Origin of the sequence: Actinoplanes sp. NPDC020271, assembly GCF_044388125.1 — a bacterium.
In the GTDB taxonomy this organism is placed as follows: Bacteria; Actinomycetota; Actinomycetes; order Mycobacteriales; family Micromonosporaceae; genus Actinoplanes.
Window position 1 is genome coordinate 25,077 of the sequence record NZ_JBIRWQ010000030.1, and the last position, 23,391, is coordinate 48,467.

Sequence of the window (23,391 nt, forward strand, 5' to 3'; positions counted from 1 at the left end):
GTTTCTTGTGAAAGAGGAGACCGCTGTGCACGCCAAGCCCGCGTCGCGGCGCTGGCGTGGCTTCGCGCTCGCCACGACCGCAGTCGTCCTGCTCGGCGCCGGTGTCGCCACCGCCAACGCGGCCACCGTCGGCGACAAGAAGGGCGCCGGGCAGAACCAGACCAAGGCGGCCCCGAAGGACCCGACGCGGGGTGCGGCCGGCGTCACCGGCGTGGTGAACGCGGCCGACGCCTTCGTGGACACTCTCACCGACGACCAGAAAGCCCAGGTCCTGCTGGACTTCAGCCAGGACGACGCAACCGCCTGGTCGAACCTTCCCTGTGGCTCGTCGTGCCGGGTCGGCATTCAGTTCAGCACGCTGACCGACGACCAGCTGACCGCCGCCAAGGCGGTGCTGAAGGCGGCCACCGGTACCGGTACGGGCACCGGCTTCGACCAGATCAGCGACATCCTCGCGGCCGACGACAACCTGGCCGCGCAGGGCAGCAGCGGGGGTGGCGGTGGCACCCCGCCGTCGTCCGACCCGTCCGTGACCCCCTCGGACCAGCCCACCGGCATCCCGTCGGGTACCCCGCCCTCCGGCGGTCCCGGTGGCGACGGTGGCGGCGGTGGCGGCGGTGGTTACGGCTCCGGCATCTATTTCCTGGCGTTCCTGGGCACCCCGTCGGCTACCGGCACGTGGCAGCTGCACTTCGGCGGCCATCATCTGGCCGTCAACCTGACCTACAAGAACGGCAAGGTCGCCGGTACCACCCCGTTCTTCCTCGGTGTCGAGCCGACCAGCTTCACCGACGACGACGGCAACACCGTCGAGGCGCTCGCCCGGCAGTCCGACGCGATCGCCGCGCTGGCCGACAGCCTCACCACCAAGCAGAAGACCGCGGCGACCCTGACCGAGTCGTTCAGCGACGTGCTGCTCGGCCCGGACTCCGACGGCGCGTTCCCGGCCACGAAGGAGGGTGTCTCGGTCAAGACGCTCTCGGCCAGGCAGAAGCAGCTCGTGGTCAACGCGATCAAGCCGTGGGTCTCGGTCGCCGACAACGCCACCGCGCAGCAGCTGTTGAAGGAGTACCAGCGGGACCTCGACAAGACGTTCGTCGGTATCTCCGGCACCACCGGCTACCACACGCAGGGCGACTACCTGCGCATCGACGGCCCGGGCGTCTGGATCGAGTTCGTCTGCCAGGACGGCGTGGTCTACCAGGGCCAGATCCACTACCACACGGTCTACCGTGACCACACCCGTGACTACGGTGGCGAGTTCTCCTTCTGATGCCCAAGGCGCTCATCATCGCGCTGGTGGTGACGGCGGCGCTCCTGTTCGGGGCGTCGCCGGCCTCGGCGCATCCCATGCCGCACTCGGTGGTCCTGCTCGACGTGCACGAGACGTCGGTGACCGCACACCTGCAGATCCCGCTCGGCGACCTCACCGTGGCCGGCCACCTCGACCTGACCGCCGCGACCCTCCCGGCCCGGAGCGACACGATCCGGGACTACCTGAGCGACCACATCAGACCCGCCACGACCGACGGCCGGGCGTGGACCGTCGGGGTCGGCGACCTCGCGCTCACCGAGGCCGAGCAGACCTCGACCGGGCCCTACCAGGAGCTCGACGCGACAGTCACGCTCACGCCGCCGTCCGGCGCCGACATCAGGAACTTCATTTTCGCGTACGACGTGGTCGTGCATCAGGTAGTGACACACACCGTGCTGGTCTCGGTCCGGCAGGACTGGGCCGCCGGCCGCATCTCCGACGGCGCTGCCGTCCAGGTCGGGACGATCGGCATCGACGTTCGGTCGATGACCGTGCCCCCGCTCGAGGTGAACCTGGCGAACGGCAGCTCCTGGTCCGGTCTCGTGGCCATGGTCCGGCTCGGCGGCAGCCACATCCTGGAAGGCACCGACCACCTGCTCTTCCTCCTGATCCTGCTGCTGCCCGCGCCCCTGCCGGCCCGGTCCGGCCGCTGGCGGGAACCGGCCGGTGCGCGGACGGCGGCGGCCCGGATCGGCCGGACCACCGTGGCGTTCACGATCGGTCACTCGGCCGCCCTGGCGGTCAGCGCCTTCGCCCACCTGGACATCCCGGCCTGGCCGGTCGAGTCGTTCATCGCGGCCAGCATCCTGGTCGGCGCCATCCACGCCGTCCGGCCGCTGTTCCCGGGTCGCGAGGCCGCGGTCGCCGGGTTCTTCGGCCTCGGGCACGGCATGGCGTTCTCGTTCGTGCTGGCCGAGATGCAACTGTCGACCGGCCGGCTCGCGCTGAGCCTGTTCGGGTTCAACCTCGGCATCGAGCTGGTGCAGCTGCTCCTGGTGGCTCTCGCCCTGCCGGTGATCGTGGTGATCGCCCGGACCCGGTTCGGCCCCGCCTTCCGCATCGCCGGGGCCACCGTCACCGGGATCGCCGCGGCCGGTTGGCTGTTCGCCCGCCTCGGCGCCGGCAACCCGGTCGCGACCGCCGCCGACAGCGTGGGCACGCACACCACCGCGATGCTGATCCTGCTGACCGTCGCCGCTGGGGCCGCTCTGACCCGGACCGTCGTCGGACACGCCCGGCAGGGGCCGGCCGCCGGGTAACGCCGGCCTTGCCCAAACTATCTTAGTGGCTAAGATAAACGGATGGGCATATCGAGCGACTTCTCGGTAGCGATCGCCGGCGCCGGCCTCTCCGGGCTCTGCCTCGCCCAATACCTGACGCGCGCCGGCGTCGACGTGCACGTCTACGAACGAGATCCGAGCCCCTTCGTCCGGCAGCAGGGCTACCGGATCATCCTCGACCGCGACGGGCTTCAGGCGCTGCGCACGAGCCTGCCCCGCCCGCTGTACCGGCTCGCGCTGGCCACCGGCGACGAACCCGGCGGGCACCTGCGCTTCACCGACAGCCGGCTGCGGGACGCCTTCACCATCACGTTCAAGGACGAGCCGCACGCGACCCGCCAGGTCGACCGGGCCACCCTGCGGTCGATCCTGATGTCCGGGCTGGACGGGCGCATCCACTACGGCCGGGCCGCGGTCGCCGTCGACCGGGACGGCCCGGCCGGGCTGCGGCTGCGTTTCTCCGACGGCGGGTCGGTCGCGGCGAACGTCGTCGTCGGTGCGGACGGTGTCGGCTCGGCCCTGCGCGCGCAGCTGATGCCCGGCGCCGACCCGGAGAACACGCCGATGGCCGGCATCTACAGCCGCTCGCCCCTGTGGCGCAACGGGCACAGCGTCATCCCGGACGCGCTGCGCACCAGCGGCGTCCTGGCCATCGCCGACCAGCCGGGCCGCGCCTTCTTCTTCACCTCCATGCGGTTCGGCGAGAACCCGCAGGAGGCGTTCGCGCGCCTGGCCCCGGGCAGCTACGCACCCACCGGCGACGACTACGTCATGTGGGGACTGCTGCTGCGACAGCCGGAAATCCCCGTTGCCGCCCGCGGTGACCTGCTGGCCCTCCGCGACCTGGCGGTCCGGATGAGCGCCGGCTTCCACCCGCTCGTCCGCCGGCTGGTCGACACCGCCGAGCTGGACACCACGGTGCTCAACCTCTATGCCACCGGCCGCCGCCCCCGCGAGTGGGCGGTGCCCGGCGCGACCCTGATGGGCGACGCGGTCCACGTGATGCCGCCGTTCGGCGCGCACGGCGGCAACACCGCGCTGCGCGACGCCGCCCTGCTCGGGTACCGAATCTGCGAAGCCCTCGCCGACGGTGTGCCGATGCCCGAGGCGATCGCCGGCTACCAGGACGAGATGGTGTCCTACGCATTCCGCGCCGTCGACACCGCCGCCGGTCTGATGCGCCGCCTCACCGGAACCGCGGCCGCCCCGCACTGGGTGCTGACCCGGCTCCTACCTCGCCTGCACCGGGTCACCGTCCCGGAGGCATGATTGCGGGCATGTCCCAGGAGGCGGAGCGTGTGTCCGCGATCGCCGGCCTCATGCGCGCCGGGCGCGAGAACTCGCGCCTGTCCACGGTCTTCCGCTACGCCGTCGCCGACCGGCTCGGCCTGACCGTCAGCGACCTGGAATGCCTGGACTTCCTGGCCGACGCCGGGCCGGCCACCGCGGGGCAGATCGCCGAACGGACCAACCTCACCACCGGGGCCGTCACCGGCATGGTGCGCCGCCTCCAGCAGGGCGGCTGGGTGACCGCCGACCGCGACCCGGCCGACCGGCGGCGGGTGATCGTCACACTGCGGCCGGAGCGGGGCGCCGAGCTCGAGCGGCCGTACGAACGGTTCGCACGGCAGGCGCGGCAGCTCGTCGAGGGCTACCGCGTCGACGAGCTTCTGCTGCTGGCCCGTCACTTCGAGCGCATGCAGGCCATGTACCGGGCCGAACTGGACCATCTCCGCGACGACGCCCCGCCACGCTGAGCCAGACCTGGTCCCGGTGCGGCCGGCCGCGAAGGGCTTGCCGGCTGCCACCGCAGGTGCGCTGGTGGCTCAGCCGCAGTCGGCGGTCGTGCTCGGGTGGCGCCCGAACGTTCTCGGTGCGACAGCCGCGGCCTGCTCGTCCCCGGTGACCGGGAAGGACGTGGTCGCAGTTCTTACCGAACGATGACGCATCGCCTCGGAGCCCGTCCGCGCACCGGCCGGCCCCGTAGTCCCGTGCGCCCGGCGCCGGAACGGCCGGAGTCGCGATGGGCATCGAGGAGGCACAGGGTGCGAAGGCAAGGCAGGCGTAGCGGATCTGGCAACACCAGGGTGGTTCGGGCCGTGGCGGCAGCCGTGGCGCTGGCGGCGGCCGGGGTTCTGACCGTCACGTTCGTCTCCGGCGGCGGTAAGGGCACCGCGGACGCGGCGACCAGCTTGAACCAGTACGTGCGGATCGAGCAGGTGCGTCCGAACGTCCGGGAGCCCAAGGTGTCGGCGAGCGGCTCGGCCGGTGTGTTCCGGGTCAACTGCGGGACGAACGGCAACCGCAAGTTCAGCCCCGACAATCCGGTGGCTCAGCCCGGTATCCGTAACGGGGCCGAGCACGTGCACGACTTCGTCGGCAACCTGGCCATCACCGCGAATTCGTCCGACGCCGACCTCGACGCGTCGGGCACGACATGCCGCAACGGTGACAAGTCGTCATATTTCTGGCCGGTGGTGCGCATCGACCGGTCGGTCCGCGACAACAGCGCGGTGCAGCAGGCCCTGGCGGGGACGTCACCGACGGTGGCCTGTCCGTCCGTGCGTGACCGGCTCCCGGCCGTCCCCGCCGGCGCCAAGGCCGCGGTGGACCGGCAACTGGCCGAACTGGATCGCCTGGCCGCCGCCGCCGATCGCCAGGTGCTGGCCAGCCGGGGCGTGAACGTCGAGCTCAACAGCGCTGTCCTGGAGTCGCTGCGGTCGCGGCGCGCGGCTGTTCTCACCGCGATCGGTGCCGCGATCCAGGCCGGTGGTGGACGACGCCCGGCCGGGATGATCTCCCTGGCCGACTGCGACGTCAGCTACGACGGGATCCACGCGGCGCTGCACGGCGCCCACACCACCGGCGTGCCGGCCGGGTCGGTGGCCACGCCGGCCGTACGTTGCCCGAGCGTGCGGGACCGGCTGCCGGGCGTGCCGGCGACGGCGCTGGACGAGGTGAACCGGGCGCTGGACGAGTTGGACCGGCAGATCTCCGAGGCGAATCAGCGACTGGTGACGACCCGTGGCCAGGGCGGGGCGGGATTCGTCGACAACGCGATTCTCGGTCCGCTCAAGGCCAAGCGAGTCGCGGTCCTGGATCGGATCGGGATCGCCATCGGCCGTACCGGTGCTCGTCCCGGCGATCTCGCGGGCCTGGCCGACTGCAGTCTGAACCAGCCCGGTGGCGCCTCGGCCACGCCGGCTCCTACCGGCAGCGCGCTGCCGGATCCGCAGGGCCCGAACCTGGAACTGCCCAACAACACCGGTGGCATCGTCCGCCCGGCCGAGGTGCGGATCGAGTACCGCGGCAACGCGGCCGGCAAAGTGGTGCCGATGCCCAAATTCCTGCGGGCGCTCACCGGTGACGCCAAGCCGACCAGCCGCGGACCGGCCAACGCCCGTGCCGCCTGGACCTGCTCCGGTTTCGGTGACCGGCTCACCGACAAGTACTCGATCTGCCCCGACGGCAGCCGGGTCCAGCGGGTGCACGACTTCCCGGGCTGCTGGGACGGCAAGAACCTGGACAGCGCCAACCATCGCAGCCATGTCGCCTTCGCGGATCGGACCACCGGCGCCTGCCCGTCGGGCTTTGTCGCCATTCCGCAGCTGCGGGTCACCATCTCGTACGACATTCCGCGTGACGTTCAACTCCAGGGCCAGTACGCGCTCGACTCGTTCCCGGAGGAGAACCACAACCCGTTCTCCGACCACGACGACTTCGTCAACGTCAACGCGGCGCGCACCATGCAACGCATCGCCACCTGCATCAACCAGGGTAAGAAGTGCAGCTGAGAGGCTGAGCGGCGCCGCCCGCCCCGGGCGGCGCCGGCATTTTCACGCCGCGAAGCCCGGGCCCTCGGCCGCCGTCGCCAGCAGGCCGCAGGCCTGCAGCAACGGCAGGAAGCCGTCCGGGCAGCGCGTGATGCGAAGTTCGCCGCCGCGCTGGTGCAGGACGGAGCGCGCGTGGAGCAGCATGGCGGCAGTCGAGGCGTCCGGAGCGCGGACCCCGGTGAGGTCGACGTCGACGTCGTGCGGATGTGGTGCCGTGCAGGTCTGGAACAGCCGGCGCTCGAAACCGGCGAACGACGCGTCTTTCCCCCAGCGCTTGTTCGCCTGTACCACCTTGCGGCGCGTCGAGGCCACCAGGATCACCTCGCCTTCCTCGTTTGACCAGCCGACCGTAAATCGACGCAACAATCGACGCAATGGCTACCGGTCGGTGTCCTTCTCCCGGGTGGACCGTCTTCCCCCGCCCGATGAACCGGACCAGGTCGTTGCGGTGCTGGACGCGCCGTACCGTCCGTCCCTCCCGAGTCGGGCCGGGGGAGCGGGTGGCACGTCGATCCGCGCCAGCCGGGTCCGGTCGGTCAACGACGCGATCCGCGTCATCCGGCCGTTCTCCACCGTGCACGCCATCAGGCTCACCGGTCGCCCGTCCGGACCCCAGGCGAGAAGGCCCGGCTGCCCGTCGATGCTGACCCGCCGCACCCGCACGTCGGCGGACCGTCCACGGCTGATCGCCCGCAGCACGTCCGCCCGGCCGGACCGGACGGTGATCGCCCGCGCCCCGTGGATCTCCCACACCACCTCCGGGTCGAGGATCTCCAGCAGTGCCTCGAAGTCGCCGTCACGGGCCGCGGCCAGGAACGCGTCGACCACGTCGCGGTGTTGCGGCCGGCCGGTGACCTGGCCGGTGGCGGCTCCGTGAACTTTGCGGCGGGCGCGACTGGCGGTCATCTTCGCCGCGTCCGCGGTACGGCCGATGATCGGCCCGATCTCGGCGAACGGCATCGCGAACAGGTCGTGCAGGACGAACGCGAGACGTTCCTCCGGCTGCAGTGATCCGAGCACGGTCAGCAGCGCCAGCCCGAGCGCCTCCGCTCGGATCACGCTGTCCTCCGGCCCGTCCGGGGCGGGGTCGTCGAGCTCGACGTGGGGCTCCAGGAACCGTACGTCGTAAGCGATCTCTGTCTGGTTCGTGCGGCTGCGCAGCAGGTCGATGCTGAGCCGCCCGACGACGGTGGTGAGCCAGCCGGCCACGTTGCGGATCGAGCCCGGTTCCTGCCGGGCGAACCGCAGCCACGCCTCCTGGACCACGTCCTCGGCGTCGGCCCGGTTCCCCAGCACCCGGGCGGCGACGGCCACCAGCCGGTCGCGGTGCGCCTCGAAATCGTCGGCCGGCCCGGGCGTCTCGGTCATGGTGTTACCTCTCCTCGGCGGTGTCCGTCATCACCACGACGAGCCCGTAGGGGCGAAGGTAACCATCGAGGAGGACCCATGAACATCGTTCTCTGGATCGTCGCAGGCGTGCTGGCCGTGGCGTTCACCGTGGGCGGCTTGAGTCAGCTGCTGATGGCCAAGGACCGGTACCGCGCGTTCGGGCCGAGCCAGCGCTGGGTCGACGATTTCAGCGCCGCGCACCTCAAGGCGATCGGCACGATCAAGACCATCGGCGCCGTGGCACTTCTGGTGCCGGTGCTGACCCCGCTGGCCGCCTGCGGCCTGGCCCTGTTCATGGCCGGCGCGGTGACCACGCGCCTGCGCCGCAGCGAGTGGTCCTACCTGCTCGGGGACCTGTGCTACCTCGGCCTGTTCGTCTTCCTGGCCTGGGGGCGTTTCGACCTGCAGCCCTTGACGTGATCCCGGCCGCAGCGTGACGCAACAGCGACCTGAGCGGATCATGCTGGCTCGATGGAACGGATTTCGGCTGATCAGGGCCGCGGGCGACCAGGGGCGGCCGGGGTCCGGCTGGCCCTGGTCTACCTGATCGGCAGTGTGGCGCTGCCGGTCGGGGCGTTCGCTTTCGTGAGCCTGCTCTTCGGCGGCGCCGTTGTCGCAGGGTTCGTCGTCCTCGTGTTGCTGGCCGCGACGGTCACCTGTCTCTACGTGGTGGCGACGGCGACCAAGGACGGCTCCGCGGCCACCGCCACGCCGGCCGGGCGGCTCGGGTGGGCGGTGGTCGTCACGCTCGGTGGTGCGCTGGGTCTCGCCGGCGCGGCCGGGCTGACCGCGATGCTGCACGTGAGATACGGACGCCCCGAGCCGTGGTTCCTGCTCGGCGGCCTGCCGTTCCTGCTGGTCGCGGCGCTGTTCATCGGCCGCTGGATCCGCGTGGTCGCGTTCGTGCTGGTGGTCGCGCTGGCCGGTGGCGCGGTCTACGCGGTGCAGCGTCAGCACGCCGAGACCGAGCAGAACCGCGTGCTCGGCATGCTGCAGGATCCTCTCGATCTGATCTACACCACGGACATCCCCGGTTATCAGCGCCGGACTCCGCCGCTGAGCGCCCGAACGCCGTACGAGCCGATCGACCAGTCCACGGTGGCGTACTGGCTGGAGAAGGACATCGTCGTCACCGTCTCGCACACCGCGGTCACCGTCACCGACTGCGGGCCCGAGCCGCTGTTCGTGCCGGAGCCGCCGCCGGTCCTGCGCCAGTCGGACGGCTCGTTCCCGTCCCCGTCGCCGCGCCCGTCCGCACCGCCCGGGCCGATCAGCTGCGAGGCGGACGGCGGCGCGCTGTTCTACCGGCACGGCGCCGCCGCCCACGAGTACATCCGCACCGACGGCACCACCGTCATCCGGGCGGCGGCCGGCACCGTGGTCGACAAGGAACTGCTCAGGGCCGCGGTGCTGGCCGCTCACGCGGTCAACGTCGACGAGCTCGAGGACGAGGTGTTCAACCGCTGACCGAGCGCCGCGCGACCGGGAAGTCGAAGTACGTGTCCGGGTACGGCTCGCCGGCGAGCGTGTAGTGCCACCACTCCAGGTCGTAGTTGACGAATCCGGCGTCGGTCATCAGCCGCTTGAGCAGCAGCCGGTTGCTCAGCGGCCGCCCGGTGACCCGCGGGTCGAGTGTGTTGGCAAGCGTGTCGAAGCAGTCGTAGCCCGTACCCATGTCAATGGTGTTGTCGGGGAAGCGTGCACCGACCGGTGCCTTGCAGGAGACCAGCGGCTGCCCCGGCCGATAGGCCGGCTGCCACCGCGGCGGCAGTTCGACCAGGGTGAGGTCGAGCGTGCTGCCCCGGCTGTGCCCGGATTTCGCCGCGATGTAGCCCTGGTCGAACAGCACCGACTTGTCCAGATCCGGGTAGAACTCGGCCTTCATCCTCGTGTCGTCGAGATCCTCGGCCCAGGCCACGAAGTCGTCGACCGCGCGCTGCGGCCGGTAACAGTCGTAGACCTTCAGCGAGTACCCGAGCCGCAGGGCCGCACGCTGCGCCTTCTTGAGCGCGGACGCCGCCTGCGTGGTGAGGATGCACAGCGGTTCCTGGTATCCGTCGATCGGCCGGCCGATGAAGTTGTGGCTGGTCGCGTACCGGATGTCGGACAGGATCGACGGGTCGGCCCGGGCGACCGCCACGAACCCGGGCACCCGTCCCGCAGCGGCCTCGGCGGGCGCCGGTGACACCACCGGCGCGACGACTACCAGCGACAACGCGGCGGCTCCGGCCACCAGGCGAGAGAAGAAGGTCATGAAAAGATTTATAACCCCCGATTTTCCCGTACGCTTGCACGGCGCGCCCGGGTGGTGACAATCGTGCCCCTCCCATGTAAAGCTACCCACCGGTAACTTCTGTGCTGGAGGGCGGCGCCATGACTGACCTGCACCATCTGACCGAGCCACGCGATGCGATCGACCACGCCGTGGTGCGTCAGACGTGGCGCCTCGCCGAGCCCCTGCACGGCATGATCTATTTCGTTCCCGAGGCGCACGAGCGCTACGCGGCGCTCGGCCTCACCGGACGCGACGGCTACTTCGCCTCCCGGGCCGCGGCCATGGGAGCCGTCGGCGCCGAGCCGGTCGTCGCCGCGTTCTACAACTTCAACCCGCGCCTGGTCACCGCCGCCCTGCCCGCCGCCTGGGAGAAGACGACCCCGGCCGCGGTCCTGGCCGCTCGGCTGGACGCCGCCGGTGCCGCCCTGACCCGTGGCCTCGGCGACGCGGTGCACAGCCCGGAGGTCGCCGAGGCCGCCGGCCTGGCCCGCCGCGCCGCCGAGTCGGTGACCGGCCGGTCGGAGGGCCGGGTCCTGTTCGCGGCCCACGCCGCCCTGCCCTGGCCCGACCAGCCGCACCTGATCCTGTGGCAGGCGCAGACGATCCTCCGCGAGTTCCGCGGGGACGGGCACGTGGCCGCCCTGCTGCTCGCCGGCCTGACCGGCCTGCAGGCGCTGGTGCTGCACGCCGCCTCCGGTGAAGTGCCGGAACGGTTCCTGCGCCGCAGCCGTGGCTGGAGCGAGGAGCAGTGGGCCGGGGCCGTCGACGACCTGCGGCACCGCGGCGTGCTCGAAGGCGACGAACCGACCCTGAGCGACGCCGGCCGCGCCCTGCGTGCCTCGATCGAGGCCGCCACCGACCGGCTCGCCGCGCCCGCCTACACGGTGCTGGGCGCCGACGGCTGCCGGCGACTGGCCGAGCTGGCCCGCCCGCTGAGTCGCACGATCGTCGCCGCCGGCCTGCTCGACGTGGCCAACGGTATCGCGTCGCGCGGCTGACCGGCGCTCCGGCTGATCGTCACCGCGGATGTCCACCGTGTCCCGTCGCGGCGGCTGGAACCGGCTGGGCCCGGGGCGGCGTGCGTACGGCGCCGATGTCGGCGGCGACGACCAGCGCGATGGCCAGCCCCTCGACCGGGGTGAGCCGCTGATGCAGGACGAGGTAGCCGGCAAGCGCGGCGACGGCCGGCCCGAGGCTCGTCAGCACGGCGAAGGTCGTGGTCGGCATGCGGCGCAGTGCCAGCAACTCCAGGCTGTAGGGCAGCGCCGACGACAGCAGCGCCACCGCGGCGCCCATGGCCAGGATGTGCGGCTTCAGCAGCGCGGTTCCCGCGCCGAGGGGGAGCGTGATGACCGCGGCCGCGGTCATGGCCAGGGCCAGTCCGTCGGTCCGGGGAAAGCGCTGCCCGACCCGCGCACTGGCCACGATGTATCCGGCCCAGACGACCCCGGCCGCGACCGCGAACCCGATCCCGGCCGGGGTGAGCCGGTCGAATCCGGTGCTGCTCAGCAACGCCACCCCGGCGGCGGCCAGCCCGGCCCAGAGCCAGCTCGCCGCGCGACGAGCGGTCACCACCGACAGCACGAGCGGTCCGAGCACTTCCAGCATCACCACGGGTCCGAGCGGGATCAGCGAGATCGCGTGGTAGGCGAGCGTGTTCATGCCGGCGAGTGCCGCCCCGAAACCGCCGATCAGCAACCAGTCCGCACGCCGATAGCCCCGCACACGGGGCCGGCTCACCGCCAGCAGCACGATCGCCGCGATCGTCAGCCGCAGGGTCACGACGCCGTCCACCCCGACCTGCGGGAACAGCAGCGCCGCGACCGCACCACCGAACGGGCCCGACAGCAGGGCTCCCAGGACCAGCCCTAACGCGTTGATCATGCGGTCGACGGTAGGAGGCACGCTTCGGCCGCGGAAATGCCGAAAACGCTGCGGTTATGCTCTGTCGTCATGACCGTGGAGCTGCGGCATCTGCGAGCCTTCCTCGCCATCGCCGCCGAGGGCACCATCACCCGGGCGGCGGCCCGGTTGCACGTGACCCAACCCGCGCTCTCCCGCACGCTGCGCCAACTGGAAACCCACCTCGGAATCCGGCTGATCGACCGGTCCACCCATCACCTGCGGCTCACGGCGGCCGGGCACGCGTTCCAGCCGCGTGCCGCCGCCGCGGTCACGGCCGTCGACGAGGCCCTCGACCCGGCCCGTGCCGGAGCCTGGCCGCTGCGTGTCGGTCACGCCTGGTCGGCGCTGGGCGAACACACCACGCCCCTGCTGCGACGCTGGAAGCGGGAACACCCGGACACGCCGCTGCAACTGCTGCGCGTCGACGATCGCAGCGCCGGGCTCGACCAGGGCACCGTCGACGTCGCCGTCATCCGGGGCGAGGCCGGCCTGCCCGCCGAGGTGGACACCGTGGTCCTGCTGCACGAGCCGCGCGTCGCCGCCGTCGCCGCCGACAGTCCGCTCATCCGGAGAACAGGGCTCACCCTGCACGATCTCGTCGCCGAGCCGATCGCCGTCAACACCATCGCCGGGACCGCGAGCCTCGCCCTCTGGTCCGCGGTCGACGCCCCGAGCGACATCGTCGAGGTCGCCAACACCGACGACTGGATCGCTGCCATCGCCGCCGGTCACGCCGTCGGCGTCACCACCATCGCCACCGCGGCCACCTACCCGAACCCGGCCGTCGCCTACCTCCCGCTCGCCGGCGTGCCGGCCGTCACGGTCTACCTGGCCTGGAAGCAACCGGCGAGCCATCCCGCCGTACCGGAATTCGTCGACCTCGCCCGGCGACTCGTCCCACAGGAGGAAACACGCCGGGGTTGAACGCTGTTACACATCACGTGGTTATCAACTTTGCCGTGCTCGGGGACTCGATCGCGTACGGCCTGGGCGCGTCCCGCGAGGCCGACACCGTCACCGCCCGCCTCTCCGCCGACCTGGCCGCGGGCGGTGTGCCGCACCGCACCCGGGTCCTCGCCGTGCCGGGCGCCCGCAGCTCCGGCCTGTCCACCCAGGTCGCCACGGCCCTGACCTGGCCACCGCACCTGGCGCTGATCATCATCGGCGCCAACGACCTGACCCGTTTCGTTCCCCCGGCCGAGGCCGCCGCCCAGCTGGAATCCGCAGTCCGGGCGCTACGGGCGGTGAACGCCGAGGTGGTCGTCGCACCCGCTCCGGACCTGAGCGTGGTCCCCTGGGTGCCGGCCGGGATGCGCGCCACGGTCCGGGCCGCCAGCACGCTGATGCACGACGCGCAGGCCGGGGCCGCCCTCACCGCCGGCGCCCACGTGGCCGACATCGGGATGAGCTCGGCCGCCGGGTTCGCCCGCAACCGCGGCCTGTTCAGCGCGGACAGCTTCCACCCGTCGAGCGCCGGCTACGCCGTGATCGCCGAGGCCCTCACCCCGGCCGTACGAGCGGTCGCGGGCCGGCTGGCCAGGTAGAAGCCGCCACTTCGGGGTATCTGGCGGGAGGTGACGACCGACTCGATCGACGTGAGCACGCCACTGGCCCCGGCCGCGCCCGCCGCCCCGCACAGCGCCAGCGGTGAGGCCATCGCCGTCCACGATCTCGACACGGTCGCACCGCCCCCGCGACCGGCCCGCCGCTGGATCCCCAAGCGGGTGGTCGCGACCCCGGCCGCGTACGACCACGCACACGGCCACCGCATCATGGCCCTCGTCGAAGCGCAGGGGATCGAGGTGGAGCGGCTGCGCGGGAACCGGCTCACCGGGCTGCGCGGCGACACCGACCGGGAGACCTACGCGCGGGCGAAGTCGACGATGGCGATCGTGGTCAGCCCACCCGCACGGCGCACACTGCAGCCGATCGCACCCAGTGCCGACTGGCGTTTCGACCTGGCCGAGGGCTGTCCCGCGCACTGCCAGTACTGCTACCTCGCCGGTTCACTGTCCGGGCCGCCGGTGACCCGGGTCTACGCCGACCTCGACGACATCCTCGCCGGGCTCGCCGGCTACGCGGGCCGCGGCACGATCACCAGCCGCCGTGAACACCGCCGCGACGAAGGCACCACGTTCGAGGCATCCTGCTACACCGACCCGCTCGCCCTCGACCACCTGACCGGCAGCTGGCGGCGCGCGGTCGATCACTTCGGCGCCTGGGACGCACCGGTGCAGCTGCGCTGGACGACGAAATTCGACGACGTCGGCCCGTTCCTCGGACTCGCGCACCGGGGCCGGACCCGGGTGCGGCTCAGCGTCAACTGCCGCCCGGTCACCACCCGCGTCGAAGGCGGCACCAGCCGCGTCGAGGACCGGATCATCGCCCTGCGGCGGCTCGCGCTCGCCGGCTACCCGATCGGGTTGACCATCGCGCCGATCATCGCGGTTCCGGACTGGCGGACCCACTACGGGGAGTTGCTGAACGACGTGGCGGGCGCGCTTCACGACGTACCGAATCTGGATCTGACCGCGGAATTGATCACCCATCGATTCACGCCGGGCAGCAAAGAGATACTGCTCGGCTGGTATCCACGGACGCGGCTGGAGATGGACGAGGAGTCACGCAGCCGCAAACACGGCAAATTCGGAGCCATCAAGTACGTCTATCCGCCCGCGACAATGGCCGAACTGCGCACCTGGTTCCACGACGAAATCGCCGCGCGGCTGCCGGCCTGCCGCATCCTTTACTGGACGTGACGGAATGCGAGAATCGCGCCCGGATGGTCGAGCCGCGGGGTGGGCGGCCCCGTCCCGTCCGAGAGGAACCCCCGGACGGGACGGTGGCGACGAGAACGGTACGCCCGTCCGCGCGTCAGGCCAGGTTGATGTAGTCCAGTTCGGCGTAGCCGGTGCCACCGGCGAAGCCGGGGGAACCCTTGGCGAGCCGGATGACGTTGTAGCCGGCGTTGAGCGTCACCGTGGTGCTGACGGTGGATCCGAAGGAGCCCCACGCCCCGGTCGCCGGGTAGCTGACCGTCTTCCAGGCGCTGCCGTTGTAGGCCAGCCCCTGGGTCGAGGTGGCGCCGGTGCCGTTGGCGTACCCGATGGTCATCGTGTACGACCGGGCCGTCGGCACGTTGACGACGAAGTCGACGAACGACTGGTTGCGGGAGTTGGTGGTGCCGTCGATCTGGCCGACGTAGCCGCCGTTGGAGGCCGACGCCGAGGTGAAACGGTTGGCGTTGACCGCGGTGGCGTTCTCCGCCTCGTAACGCTGCTGCCAGCTGGCGACACCCTGGGCCGGGGTGATCAGCAGCTGGTAGGCGGCCAGTGCGTCCATCCCGGACACGGGGACGGTGATGCTGCCGTTGGACACCGTGTAGGTGCTGGTGGAGACGGTGGTGGGCGCGGACTGGTTGGTGGTGCGGCCGGTCGTGCCGGTACGCGACAGCTTTACGCTGACCGAGGAGCCGAGCGCGGCGAGGCCGTTGACCTTGACGGTGTTCGCGCCGCTGTCGCCGCCGAACACCACGTTGACGATCTTGCGGGTGCTGTCGTAGCCGGCCACGCCGTCGAGCCACGAGGACGGAACGGTCTGCACGACGTTGCCGGCCATGTCGCCGTACCACTTGTAGGCCCAGTAGGACGCGGTCGGCGCGTTGTTGTAGAGCAGGCCGTTGAGGGTGCCGGCCTCGTACCAGTAGGCGCGTTCGGCGTCGCGGATGCCGGCGCGTTCGAAGGCGGCCATGTAGTGCACGCCGACGCTGGGGATGTCGACCTGGGCCGGGGCGGCGTACTCGTTGATCGAGATCGGCCGGGCGGAGATGCCCAGCGACCGCTCGATCGCCCGGTAGTCGTCGACGTGCGCCTGGACGTTGAGGTAGTCGTCGGTGCCGAGTTCGTGCCAGACCGTCACGCCGGGCAGCGTGCCGGTGTCACGGGCGTTGGTCATGAAGGCCAGCATCGCGTTGTGGTTGTAGTACGAGTAGCTGGGCCCGACGATCGGGGTGACCGTGTCCAGCGTGCGGATCAGCTGGTAGGTGCGCGTCCAGCCGGCGTTGAAGGTGCCGGCCGAGCTGGTGTTCCAGGTCCAGTCCGGCTCGTTCCACAGTTCGTAGCCGTCGACGTTGGTGGTGCCGGTCGCCGCGACCCGTGCGTTGACCATGGTGCGGACCTTGGACTCCCAGTCGGTCCAGCTGACCCACTTGTACGGGAAGTCGGGGTAGACGTCCGGCAGCCGCCAGAACTGCTGGGCGCCGGCGCTGGTGACCTTCCCGGCCACGGCCAGGCCGTCGCAGCACGGGGTGGTCGCGCCGTTGCCGAGTTGCTGCACGCCGTACGGCGGCTGGGTCAGGTGGTTCAGGTGCAGCGGGTACATCTGCGCCAGCGGCGGCTTGGTGCCGGTGTCGACGGCGTAGAGGCCGCCGGCGGCGACGTGGGTGACCGGGCGGACAGTGGTGCCGACGTTGACGGTGAGCGTGTTGCCGGCCGCTTGCGCGGGCAGGCCGGGAGCGAGGATGCCCAGGACGGTGAGGGCGGTTACGGCTGCGGCGGTTCTTCGGATGTGCACGGTCGTCACTCCAGGGGGAAGGGGTGGTGAGCGGGCGGCGGTGGAACCGCCCGCTCGGTTACGCCTCCGGTGCGGCCACGGGGATCCAGACCCGCATGGGTCCGGGCTTCCGGTTGGCCCACAGGAAGTAGGGGATGGCGGCGGCGACACCGCCGGCGGCCGGCGGGGTGGGGCCGGGCCGGTCGTGGTAGAGCGTTTCGGTCACGCCCTCGGAGGCCCGCAGGTGCACCCGCAGGGTGACCGGGGCGAGCCCGGTGGTGTGGTAGGCGGCCGCCGGCTCGGTGGCCGGGTCCAGTTCCAGGTCCTCGAAAGGAAGAGCGGCCAGTGCGGTGGGCAGGTCGGCGTGCTCCAGGCAGTAGACCAGCGGCCCGCGGGCCAGGGCGACGGTGCCGCGTACGGCGTCGACCCGGCGGTGCGCGATCACGGTGCGCGCCGGCATGGCGAGGGTGAGCTCCACCCGGTCGCCGGGCTGCCATTCACGCCGCAGCCGGACGTATCCGTCGGACGCGTCCACCGGCTCGGCCCGGCCGTTGATCACCAGGCGGGCGTCGGCGCACCAGCCCGGGATGCGCAGCGACAGCGTCCAGGCCGGCGCCGAGGTGGACACCACGGTGAGGGCGACCTGCTCGTCCCAGGGGTAGCTGGTCTCCACCTCGACGGTGTGCCCGCCGGCGGTGACCGTGCCGGCCCCGTAAAGGTGCAGTTGCAGACCGTCGGCGTCGCCGGTGGCGACATAGGTGTGCAGCGACGCCATCAACCGGGCCAGGTTCGGTGGGCAGCAGGCGCAGGAGAACCACGGCAGGCGCTGCGAGGGGGCGTCCTCGTGCGAGCCGTCGTGCCCGGTGCGCAGTTGCAACGGGTTGGAGTAGAAGAAGCTGGCGCCGTCGACGCCCGTACTCCCGGCGATGCCGTTGTAGATCAGCCGCTCCATCTCGTCGGCGTACTTGCGTTCACCGGTGGCCAGCAGCAGGCGCCACGCGAGCTGGAAGCTGCCGATCGCGGCGCAGGACTCGGCGTACGCGCGGTCCGGCGGCAGCTCGTACGGGTCGCCGTAGGCCTCGTCGCGGTGCCGTGAACCCTGCCCGCCGGTGATGTACGTGCGGCTGTCCAGAGCCGAGTCCCACAGCCGCACCGCCGCGGCGAGCAGCTGCTCGTCGCCGGTCTCGACCGCCACGTCGACCGCGCCGGCCAGCAGGTACAGCTGACGCACGACATGCCCGGTGACCTCGGTGGCCTGCCGCAGCGGCTCATGGTCCTGGAAGTACGGCGACCCGAACCGGCCTTCACCGAGCACGCCGTGGCCGCGGTTGTCGACGAACCGGGCGGCCAGGTCCAGGTACGGCCGGTGGCCGGTGACCCGGTAGAGCTCCACCAGCGCCGTCTCGACCTCGGGGTGCCCGTCCACCTCGGCGGAGTCGGCGTAACGCCGTACCAGCAGGTCGGCGAACTTGCGAGCGACCTGGACCACCTGCTGCGCCGCGGCGTCCGCGGGTGCCGACCGGGCCGCGGCGACCGCCGCCTGGATGAGATGCCCGGCGGTGTACATCTCGTGGCTGAAGTGCAGCTCCGCCCACTGCTTGTCGCGGTTGGCCGGGTCCTGGTAGTAGGAGTCCAGGTACCCGTCGGCGTCCTGGGCTTTCTCCAGCAACTCGGCCGCCTCGGTGACGAACCCGGTGGCGGTTCCTGACCAGAACGCGGCTTCGAGAGTCTTGTGCACGTCGGTGTCGGCGAACCAGAAACCGTTGAAGTCACCGTCGGCATCCCCGGTGACCCGGCGCAGGTTGGCCAGGTTGCCGGCGGCGTCGAGCTGGGTCACGCAGTGCGGCAGCGTGGCGGTCTCGTTGCGGGCCTGCCAGCCGCCGAGCAGACCGGCCGGCGCGAGCCGGACCGCCTCCGCGGACAGTGGCCGCAGCGTACTGATGGCCTGGGCGGTGGGCACGACGGGGCCAAGTGGTGCAGTCATGTCGGTGTTCCTCAGTCTTTTACAGCGCCGGCGGTGACGCCGGCCGCGACGTAACGCTGGGCCAGGATGAGCAGCAGCGTTGCGGGAATGGACGCGATCACGGCGGTGGCCATGATGGCGTTCCACTGCTGGTTGTTGTTGCCGATGTAGTGGTAGATGCCGAGCGTGATCGGCTGGTGCGTGCCGCCGCCGTCGAGCGTGGTGGCGAAGACGAAGTCCGACCAGGCCCAGAGGAAGGCGAAGAGGCTGACCGTGACGATCGCGTTGCGCGAGACCGGCAGGATCACCGAGCGGAACGTGCGCCACCGGGAGGCGCCGTCGATCATCGCGGCGCTCATCAGCTCGTCCGGGATGCCGGACATGAATGCCGTGAAGATCAGCACGCCGAACGGTACGGCGATGGTCGAGTCGGCCAGGATCAGGCCGGGCACGCTGTTGAGCACGCCGAGGCGCAGGTAGATGGCGTAGAAGCCCATCGCCATGATGACCCCGGGGATCATCTGCGCGATCAGCAGCACGAAGTTGAGCACTCCGGTGCCGCGTGGGCGCAGCTTGGCCAGGGCGAATCCGGCCGGCGCGGCGAGTGCCAGGGTCAGTGCGACAGTGCCCAGACCCACGATCAGACTCGTTCCCAGGTACGGCATCTGCTGCTCGAAGACAGCCCGGTAGCCCTCCAGGGTGCCGTGCAGCGGGAACAAGTGCGGGGGGTCGGCGCGCATGTCGGTGTCCTTGGTGAAGGACACGTTGATCATCCAGTAGATCGGGAACAGCATGATCGCGGTGAGCACCACCCCGATCCCGGTTTTCAGCGGTCTGCTCATGACGCCTGCCTCCGCTGGATCCGGATGTAGAACAGCCCGAACACCAGCGCCATCACGATCAGCAGGTTGCCGACCGCGGCGCCGGGACCGAACTCGGGCAGCAGGTTGCCGAAGGACAGCCGGTAGGACCAGGTGGCGAGGGTGGTCGACGCGTCGGTCGGCCCTCCCTTGGTCATGATCCAGATCAGGTCGAAGACCTTGAGCGTGTAGACCAGCCCGAGCAGCAGCGTGATCGCCGAGACCGGCCGCAGCAGCGGGAACGTCACCTGCCAGAACCGTTGCCAGCCGGTGGCGCCGTCGATCGCGGCGGCCTCGTGCACCTCGGCCGGGACGGCCTGCAACCCGCTGTAGAGGATGACCAGGTTGAACGGGATGCCGATCCAGATGTTGGCGATGATCACGCTGGTCAGCGCCCAGTCCGGCGAGGTCAGCCAGTTCACCGGGTCGACGCCGAGCAGCCCGAGACTCCAGTTGACGATGCCGGAGTCGCTGTTGAGCATCCACGACCAGGTCGACGCGCTGACGATCAGCGGCAGCAGCCACGGTACGAGGAACAACGCCCGCAGCGTGGTCGACAGCGGGAAGTGCTGCTTGAAGAAGACCGCGAGCGCGAGCCCGGCCGCGAACTGCACCGCGATGCTGGCGAAGGTGAACACCAGCGTGTGCAGCAGAGCCGGCCCGAACGTCGGGTCGCCGAACACCGTCGTGTAGTTGTCGATGCCGCTGAACGGGGCGTCGCCCTGCACGAAACTGCGGACCGTGTAGTGGCGCAGGCTCAGGTCGAGGTTGCGGTAGAGCGGGTAGGCGTAGAACGCGACCAGGTAGATGATCACCGGGGCGAGGAACGCCCATGCCGCCCAGCGGCTGCCCCGGTTCCGGGACCGTTCGTGCTGGGGAGGGCGCCCCTCCACCCGCGGCCGGGCCGCGGGGGAGGGACGAGCCGTGACGTCGTGAACCATGGGCTACTTGGTAGCCGAGGCGGCGGTCTGCTGGGCCGCGCTCAGCGCGTCCTGCGGCGACTTCGAACCCGACAGCGCGGCCTGGAACGCGCCCCACATCGGCTGGGAGATCTTCGGGTACTTGGTGCCGAGGTTGTCACTGGTCCGGCCCTTGGCTGCCTGCACCGCCTCGACCCAGACCTTCAGCTCCGGATTCGCGGCGACCTGCTTTTCCTGTACGGCGGTGGTGGCCGCCACGTAGGAGAGCGTGGTGTCCGTGGTCAGCGCGTTGTCTGCGCTGGTCAGGCACGTGATGATCTTCTGGGTGGTGGCGTACTTGCCGGTGTCCGACTGGACCGGGGCGGTGACGAACTCACCGCCGGTCGGTGCCGGGGCAGTACCTCCGGCCTGGGACGGGATGGGGATGATGCCGTACTCGAATCCGGTCTTCTTGGCATTGGCCAGCTGCCAGGTGCCGTTCTCGGAGAAGGCGAAGTCCCCGGCGGCGAACTCCTGCCAGCTGGTGGTCTGCGTGTTGTTGAGCACCGAGTTCGGCGCGTAGCCGTTCTTCAGCCAGTCGGTCCAGAGGGTCAGCGACGCGACGCCCTGCGGCGAGTCGAGCTGGGTCAGGTTCGCACCGGAGCCCCAGAACCAGGGCAGGAACTGGAACGAGCCCTCTTCGGTGCCGATCGCCGAGAACGTGATGCCCTTCTTGCCGGCCGCCTTGACCTTCTCCAGCGCGGCGGTCAGCGACGCCCAGTCCTTGATCGTGGCCGGGTCGACCTTGGCCGCGTCCAGCACCTTCTTGTTGTAGTAGAGCGCCAGGGTGTTGGCGCCGATCGGGATCCCGTACGTCTTCCCACCCTGCTGCCCGGCGGCGAGCAGGTTCGGCGACACGGCCGCGGTGTCGATCTTGACCTCGTCCGTGGTGGTGAGCACGCCGGCCTCGGCCAGGGTGGAGACGACCGGGTTGTCGACGATCAGCACGTCCGGGGAGTTGCCCTGCTGAGCGGCGAGCAGGGCCTTGTTGGTCAGGTCGGTGGTGTCGTAGCCGGTGCGCTTGACCGTGACGCCGGCGTCGGTGCCGCACTTGGTCAGCAGCTTCACCCAGTCCGAGCTGTCGTCGAACTGCGGGTACGGATCCCAGACGGCGTACTCGGTGTCGGCGGATCCTGAGCTGGAGTCGCCGGAGCCGGAGGAGGAGCAGCCGGTCACGAGGCAGGCGGTCACGGCCAGAGCCGCGGCGGCGCGCAGCCGAGCGGTCCGCTTGGAGACGGTCATGATGGTTCCCTTTGAACGGTGGTGTGTAAGGGAGGAAACGCTGCACGGAAACAGAAGGAAAACGATTGCCTCGAAGCTAGGAGCCGCTTGCCCGCATGTCAAGAGCAAGTTACGGTCACATTGCGCGCCCTTGCCGGGAGCGGCGGAAACCGGGGAGGAAACACTGAACACCGTTGAACGAGCCGTCACGATCAGCCAGGTGGCGGCGCTCGCAGGAGTTTCCACCGGCACCGCCTCCAAAGCGCTCAACGGCCGGGGAGCGCTGCGGCCGGAGACCCGGATGCGGGTCCAGCAGGCCGCTGACCAGCTCGGATTCGTGGTCAACGCGGCCGCACGGGCCCTGCAGACCGGGCGTACCTACACGGTCGGCATGATCACCACGGACACTATCGGCCGGTTCAGCATCCCGCTGCTGATCGGTGCCGAAGACGCGCTCGGCGCGGGCCGGATGTCGGTGTTCCTCTGCGACGCCCGCGACGACCCGATCCGCGAGCAGTACTACCTGCGTACGCTGCTCGGCCGCAAAGTCGACGGCATCATCGTCACCGGCCGCCGCACCCAGGCGCGCGCCTCCCTCGGAACGGGCCTGCCGGTCCCGGTGGTGTACGCCTTCATCAGCTCCAGCGACCCGGATGACTGCTCGGTGGTGCCCGACGAAGCCGACGGTGCCCGCCGGGCCGTACGCCATCTGCTGGAAACCGGCCGGCGGCGAATCGCCCACGTCACCGGCCCGGAACACCACCATTCGGCCCAGGTTCGAGCCGCCTCCGCGATCCACACGCTGGCCACCGAGGGCCTGCAGCCGGCCGCCCCGGTCCTGCACGGCGAGTGGACCGAGGCGTGGGGCCGCCAGGCGGCCGGAATGCTGCTGTCCGCCGGAGCCGACTTCGACGCCGTGTTCTGCGGCAACGATCAGATCGCCCGCGGCGTCGCCGAAGGCCTCCGCGAAGCCGGCCGCGACGTGCCCGGCGACGTCGCGCTGGTCGGCTTCGACAACTGGGACGTCATGGTCGACGCCAGCCGACCCGCTCTCACCAGCATCGACATGGACCTGGAAGGTATCGGCCGGACCGCGGCCGAACTGCTGCTGGCCGCCATCAACGGCGAGCCGGCACACGGCAAGCGGGCCCAGCCGTGCCGTCTGGTACCTCGCGCCTCGACGGCCGTCTGAGAAAGCAGCCGGCATCCGAGGCGACTACGGGTCGCGAGGTCAGCACGGCCTCAACTTTTTCGTATTCCATGATGTGGCAGTGCTCGACCGGGTGGGGTCGGTACGGGATCGCCTTGCGCGTCGTCCGGAAGCCGATTCGCTGGCAGAACGCCAACGCTCGGGCATTGCTCTCGCGCCGGACGCAGCCGATGGAGAGCCGGCCCGTCCAGCAGCTCGGCGACACCCGCGGCGGCCGCAGGCCGGTCTGCTCGGCCCGTTCGCGGCACCACTGCGGAGTTCGCGTGTGGAAGGCGATCTTCTCCGGCGGGTGGTCCGCGACGTCCATGGCCCGGCCCTTGTCCTTACAAACGTGTGTCTTGACCAGCTCGCCGTGCTGGAAGATCTGCACCATCGTTGCGGTCGCGCGGATGTCGACCAGTTGCCTGATCAGGCGCCAGGGCACCGAGTAGAGCGTCTTGCCGCACTTGACGTGGACGTCCGGGGCGACCTTGGACCGAGACCACTCGGCCAGGGTGAACGCCGTGACCGGCAGCGGGGGCGCCGACGGATCGTTCTCGTCGGGTATCGGTATCACTGGGGCACAGTGCTGACTGAAGCCACCGGAGATCACGCGTTGCCCGGCAGCGGGGAAGTGTCGTACCCCCGCTC

General features: G+C 70.8%; 22 protein-coding genes. 12 read left to right on the forward strand and 10 right to left on the reverse strand.

Annotated features, from left to right (window positions below):
* The first annotated feature begins 7 nt into the window (after positions 1–7).
* From ACH442_RS40335 to ACH442_RS40355, 5 genes are all read left to right on the forward strand, one after another.
* Positions 8–1,273, forward strand: coding sequence for a DUF3500 domain-containing protein (locus ACH442_RS40335; RefSeq protein WP_396343408.1), 1,266 nt, complete (start codon positions 8–10; stop codon positions 1,271–1,273).
* The gene (locus tag ACH442_RS40340) at positions 1,273–2,574 is read left to right on the forward strand and encodes a HupE/UreJ family protein (protein WP_396343409.1); all 1,302 of its coding nucleotides are present in this window, start codon (positions 1,273–1,275) and stop codon (positions 2,572–2,574) included. The genes ACH442_RS40335 and ACH442_RS40340 overlap by 1 nt, the downstream gene beginning before the upstream one ends.
* 42 nt (positions 2,575–2,616) lie before the next feature.
* The gene (locus ACH442_RS40345; protein WP_396343410.1) at positions 2,617–3,864 is read left to right on the forward strand and encodes an FAD-dependent oxidoreductase; all 1,248 of its coding nucleotides are present in this window, start codon (positions 2,617–2,619) and stop codon (positions 3,862–3,864) included.
* A gap of 8 nt (positions 3,865–3,872) precedes the next feature.
* The gene (locus ACH442_RS40350) at positions 3,873–4,352 is read left to right on the forward strand and encodes a MarR family transcriptional regulator (RefSeq protein ID WP_396343411.1); all 480 of its coding nucleotides are present in this window, start codon (positions 3,873–3,875) and stop codon (positions 4,350–4,352) included.
* A 342-nt stretch (positions 4,353–4,694) separates the two neighbouring features.
* Positions 4,695–6,389: a DUF1996 domain-containing protein gene (locus ACH442_RS40355; protein ID WP_396343412.1), complete on the forward strand. Its 1,695-nt coding sequence runs from the start codon at positions 4,695–4,697 to the stop codon at positions 6,387–6,389.
* A gap of 42 nt (positions 6,390–6,431) precedes the next feature.
* Here the strand turns inward: ACH442_RS40355 and ACH442_RS40360 are convergent, their stop codons facing one another.
* Positions 6,432–6,749 carry a lipid asymmetry maintenance protein MlaB gene (locus ACH442_RS40360; RefSeq protein WP_396343413.1) on the reverse strand — a complete coding sequence of 106 codons (318 nt, stop codon included), beginning with the start codon at positions 6,747–6,749 and terminating at the stop codon, positions 6,432–6,434.
* Between the two features lie 57 nt (positions 6,750–6,806).
* Positions 6,807–7,796 carry a sigma-70 family RNA polymerase sigma factor gene (locus ACH442_RS40365; protein ID WP_396343414.1) on the reverse strand — a complete coding sequence of 330 codons (990 nt, stop codon included), beginning with the start codon at positions 7,794–7,796 and terminating at the stop codon, positions 6,807–6,809.
* Between the two features lie 78 nt (positions 7,797–7,874).
* On the opposite strand from ACH442_RS40365, the gene ACH442_RS40370 reads away from it, so the two are divergent.
* Together ACH442_RS40370 and ACH442_RS40375 are read left to right on the forward strand one after the other, a co-directional pair.
* On the forward strand, positions 7,875–8,237 hold the full coding sequence (locus ACH442_RS40370; protein ID WP_396343415.1) for a DoxX family protein: 363 nt from the start codon (positions 7,875–7,877) through the stop codon (positions 8,235–8,237).
* A gap of 51 nt (positions 8,238–8,288) precedes the next feature.
* The gene (locus ACH442_RS40375; RefSeq protein WP_396343416.1) at positions 8,289–9,284 is read left to right on the forward strand and encodes a hypothetical protein; all 996 of its coding nucleotides are present in this window, start codon (positions 8,289–8,291) and stop codon (positions 9,282–9,284) included.
* Here ACH442_RS40375 and ACH442_RS40380 read toward each other — a convergent pair.
* Entirely contained in the window at positions 9,274–10,071 is a 798-nt protein-coding gene (locus tag ACH442_RS40380) for a M15 family metallopeptidase (protein WP_396343417.1), read from the reverse strand. The two genes, ACH442_RS40375 and ACH442_RS40380, sit on opposite strands and share 11 nt — an antisense overlap.
* Positions 10,072–10,190: 119 nt before the next feature.
* Here ACH442_RS40380 and ACH442_RS40385 point away from each other — a divergent pair, with 119 nt between their 5' ends.
* A complete protein-coding gene (locus ACH442_RS40385; RefSeq protein WP_396343418.1) occupies positions 10,191–11,090 on the forward strand; it encodes a hypothetical protein in 900 nt (299 codons plus the stop codon).
* 19 nt (positions 11,091–11,109) lie between these two features.
* Here the strand turns inward: ACH442_RS40385 and ACH442_RS40390 are convergent, their stop codons facing one another.
* A complete protein-coding gene (locus tag ACH442_RS40390) occupies positions 11,110–11,976 on the reverse strand; it encodes an EamA family transporter (protein WP_396343419.1) in 867 nt (288 codons plus the stop codon).
* Between the two features lie 69 nt (positions 11,977–12,045).
* Between ACH442_RS40390 and ACH442_RS40395 the strand changes: the two genes are divergently transcribed.
* From ACH442_RS40395 to ACH442_RS40405, 3 genes are read left to right on the forward strand one after another with little or no spacing between them, the layout of a single operon-like run.
* Positions 12,046–12,921, forward strand: a complete 876-nt coding sequence (locus ACH442_RS40395) for a LysR family transcriptional regulator (protein WP_396343420.1) — start codon at positions 12,046–12,048, stop codon at positions 12,919–12,921.
* Between the two features lie 17 nt (positions 12,922–12,938).
* Positions 12,939–13,541, forward strand: coding sequence for an SGNH/GDSL hydrolase family protein (locus tag ACH442_RS40400; RefSeq protein ID WP_396343421.1), 603 nt, complete (start codon positions 12,939–12,941; stop codon positions 13,539–13,541).
* Between the two features lie 30 nt (positions 13,542–13,571).
* Positions 13,572–14,756, forward strand: coding sequence for a spore photoproduct lyase family protein (locus ACH442_RS40405; RefSeq protein WP_396343422.1), 1,185 nt, complete (start codon positions 13,572–13,574; stop codon positions 14,754–14,756).
* A gap of 115 nt (positions 14,757–14,871) precedes the next feature.
* Here the strand turns inward: ACH442_RS40405 and ACH442_RS40410 are convergent, their stop codons facing one another.
* From ACH442_RS40410 to ACH442_RS40430, 5 genes are read right to left on the reverse strand one after another with little or no spacing between them, the layout of a single operon-like run.
* Positions 14,872–16,569, reverse strand: coding sequence for a hypothetical protein (locus tag ACH442_RS40410; RefSeq protein ID WP_396343423.1), 1,698 nt, complete (start codon positions 16,567–16,569; stop codon positions 14,872–14,874).
* Between the two features lie 58 nt (positions 16,570–16,627).
* Positions 16,628–18,532 carry a glycoside hydrolase family 127 protein gene (locus tag ACH442_RS40415; protein ID WP_396343424.1) on the reverse strand — a complete coding sequence of 635 codons (1,905 nt, stop codon included), beginning with the start codon at positions 18,530–18,532 and terminating at the stop codon, positions 16,628–16,630.
* A gap of 11 nt (positions 18,533–18,543) precedes the next feature.
* On the reverse strand, positions 18,544–19,353 hold the full coding sequence (locus ACH442_RS40420) for a carbohydrate ABC transporter permease (protein WP_396343425.1): 810 nt from the start codon (positions 19,351–19,353) through the stop codon (positions 18,544–18,546).
* A complete protein-coding gene (locus ACH442_RS40425; RefSeq protein WP_396343426.1) occupies positions 19,350–20,312 on the reverse strand; it encodes a carbohydrate ABC transporter permease in 963 nt (320 codons plus the stop codon). Before ACH442_RS40425 ends, ACH442_RS40420 begins: the two co-directional genes overlap by 4 nt.
* A gap of 3 nt (positions 20,313–20,315) precedes the next feature.
* Positions 20,316–21,572, reverse strand: coding sequence for an extracellular solute-binding protein (locus ACH442_RS40430; protein ID WP_396343427.1), 1,257 nt, complete (start codon positions 21,570–21,572; stop codon positions 20,316–20,318).
* A gap of 199 nt (positions 21,573–21,771) precedes the next feature.
* Between ACH442_RS40430 and ACH442_RS40435 the strand changes: the two genes are divergently transcribed.
* Positions 21,772–22,743: a LacI family DNA-binding transcriptional regulator gene (locus ACH442_RS40435; RefSeq protein ID WP_396343428.1), complete on the forward strand. Its 972-nt coding sequence runs from the start codon at positions 21,772–21,774 to the stop codon at positions 22,741–22,743.
* Here the strand turns inward: ACH442_RS40435 and ACH442_RS40440 are convergent.
* Positions 22,670–23,353, reverse strand: coding sequence for a Mu transposase domain-containing protein (locus tag ACH442_RS40440; protein ID WP_396343429.1), 684 nt, complete (start codon positions 23,351–23,353; stop codon positions 22,670–22,672). The two genes, ACH442_RS40435 and ACH442_RS40440, sit on opposite strands and share 74 nt — an antisense overlap.
* Between the last annotated feature and the right edge of the window lie 38 nt (positions 23,354–23,391).

Coding starts and splice junctions, on each gene's coding strand:
- ACH442_RS40340 (WP_396343409.1), top strand. CDS start 1,273: ATGCCCAAGGCGCTCATCATCGCGCTGGTGGTGACGGCGGCGCTCCTG.
- ACH442_RS40345 (WP_396343410.1), top strand. CDS start 2,617: ATGGGCATATCGAGCGACTTCTCGGTAGCGATCGCCGGCGCCGGCCTC.
- ACH442_RS40350 (WP_396343411.1), top strand. CDS start 3,873: ATGTCCCAGGAGGCGGAGCGTGTGTCCGCGATCGCCGGCCTCATGCGC.
- ACH442_RS40365 (WP_396343414.1), bottom strand. CDS start 7,796: ATGACCGAGACGCCCGGGCCGGCCGACGATTTCGAGGCGCACCGCGAC.
- ACH442_RS40370 (WP_396343415.1), top strand. CDS start 7,875: ATGAACATCGTTCTCTGGATCGTCGCAGGCGTGCTGGCCGTGGCGTTC.
- ACH442_RS40375 (WP_396343416.1), top strand. CDS start 8,289: ATGGAACGGATTTCGGCTGATCAGGGCCGCGGGCGACCAGGGGCGGCC.
- ACH442_RS40380 (WP_396343417.1), bottom strand. CDS start 10,071: ATGACCTTCTTCTCTCGCCTGGTGGCCGGAGCCGCCGCGTTGTCGCTG.
- ACH442_RS40385 (WP_396343418.1), top strand. CDS start 10,191: ATGACTGACCTGCACCATCTGACCGAGCCACGCGATGCGATCGACCAC.
- ACH442_RS40390 (WP_396343419.1), bottom strand. CDS start 11,976: ATGATCAACGCGTTAGGGCTGGTCCTGGGAGCCCTGCTGTCGGGCCCG.
- ACH442_RS40395 (WP_396343420.1), top strand. CDS start 12,046: ATGACCGTGGAGCTGCGGCATCTGCGAGCCTTCCTCGCCATCGCCGCC.
- ACH442_RS40415 (WP_396343424.1), bottom strand. CDS start 18,532: ATGACTGCACCACTTGGCCCCGTCGTGCCCACCGCCCAGGCCATCAGT.
- ACH442_RS40420 (WP_396343425.1), bottom strand. CDS start 19,353: ATGAGCAGACCGCTGAAAACCGGGATCGGGGTGGTGCTCACCGCGATC.
- ACH442_RS40425 (WP_396343426.1), bottom strand. CDS start 20,312: ATGGTTCACGACGTCACGGCTCGTCCCTCCCCCGCGGCCCGGCCGCGG.
- ACH442_RS40430 (WP_396343427.1), bottom strand. CDS start 21,572: ATGACCGTCTCCAAGCGGACCGCTCGGCTGCGCGCCGCCGCGGCTCTG.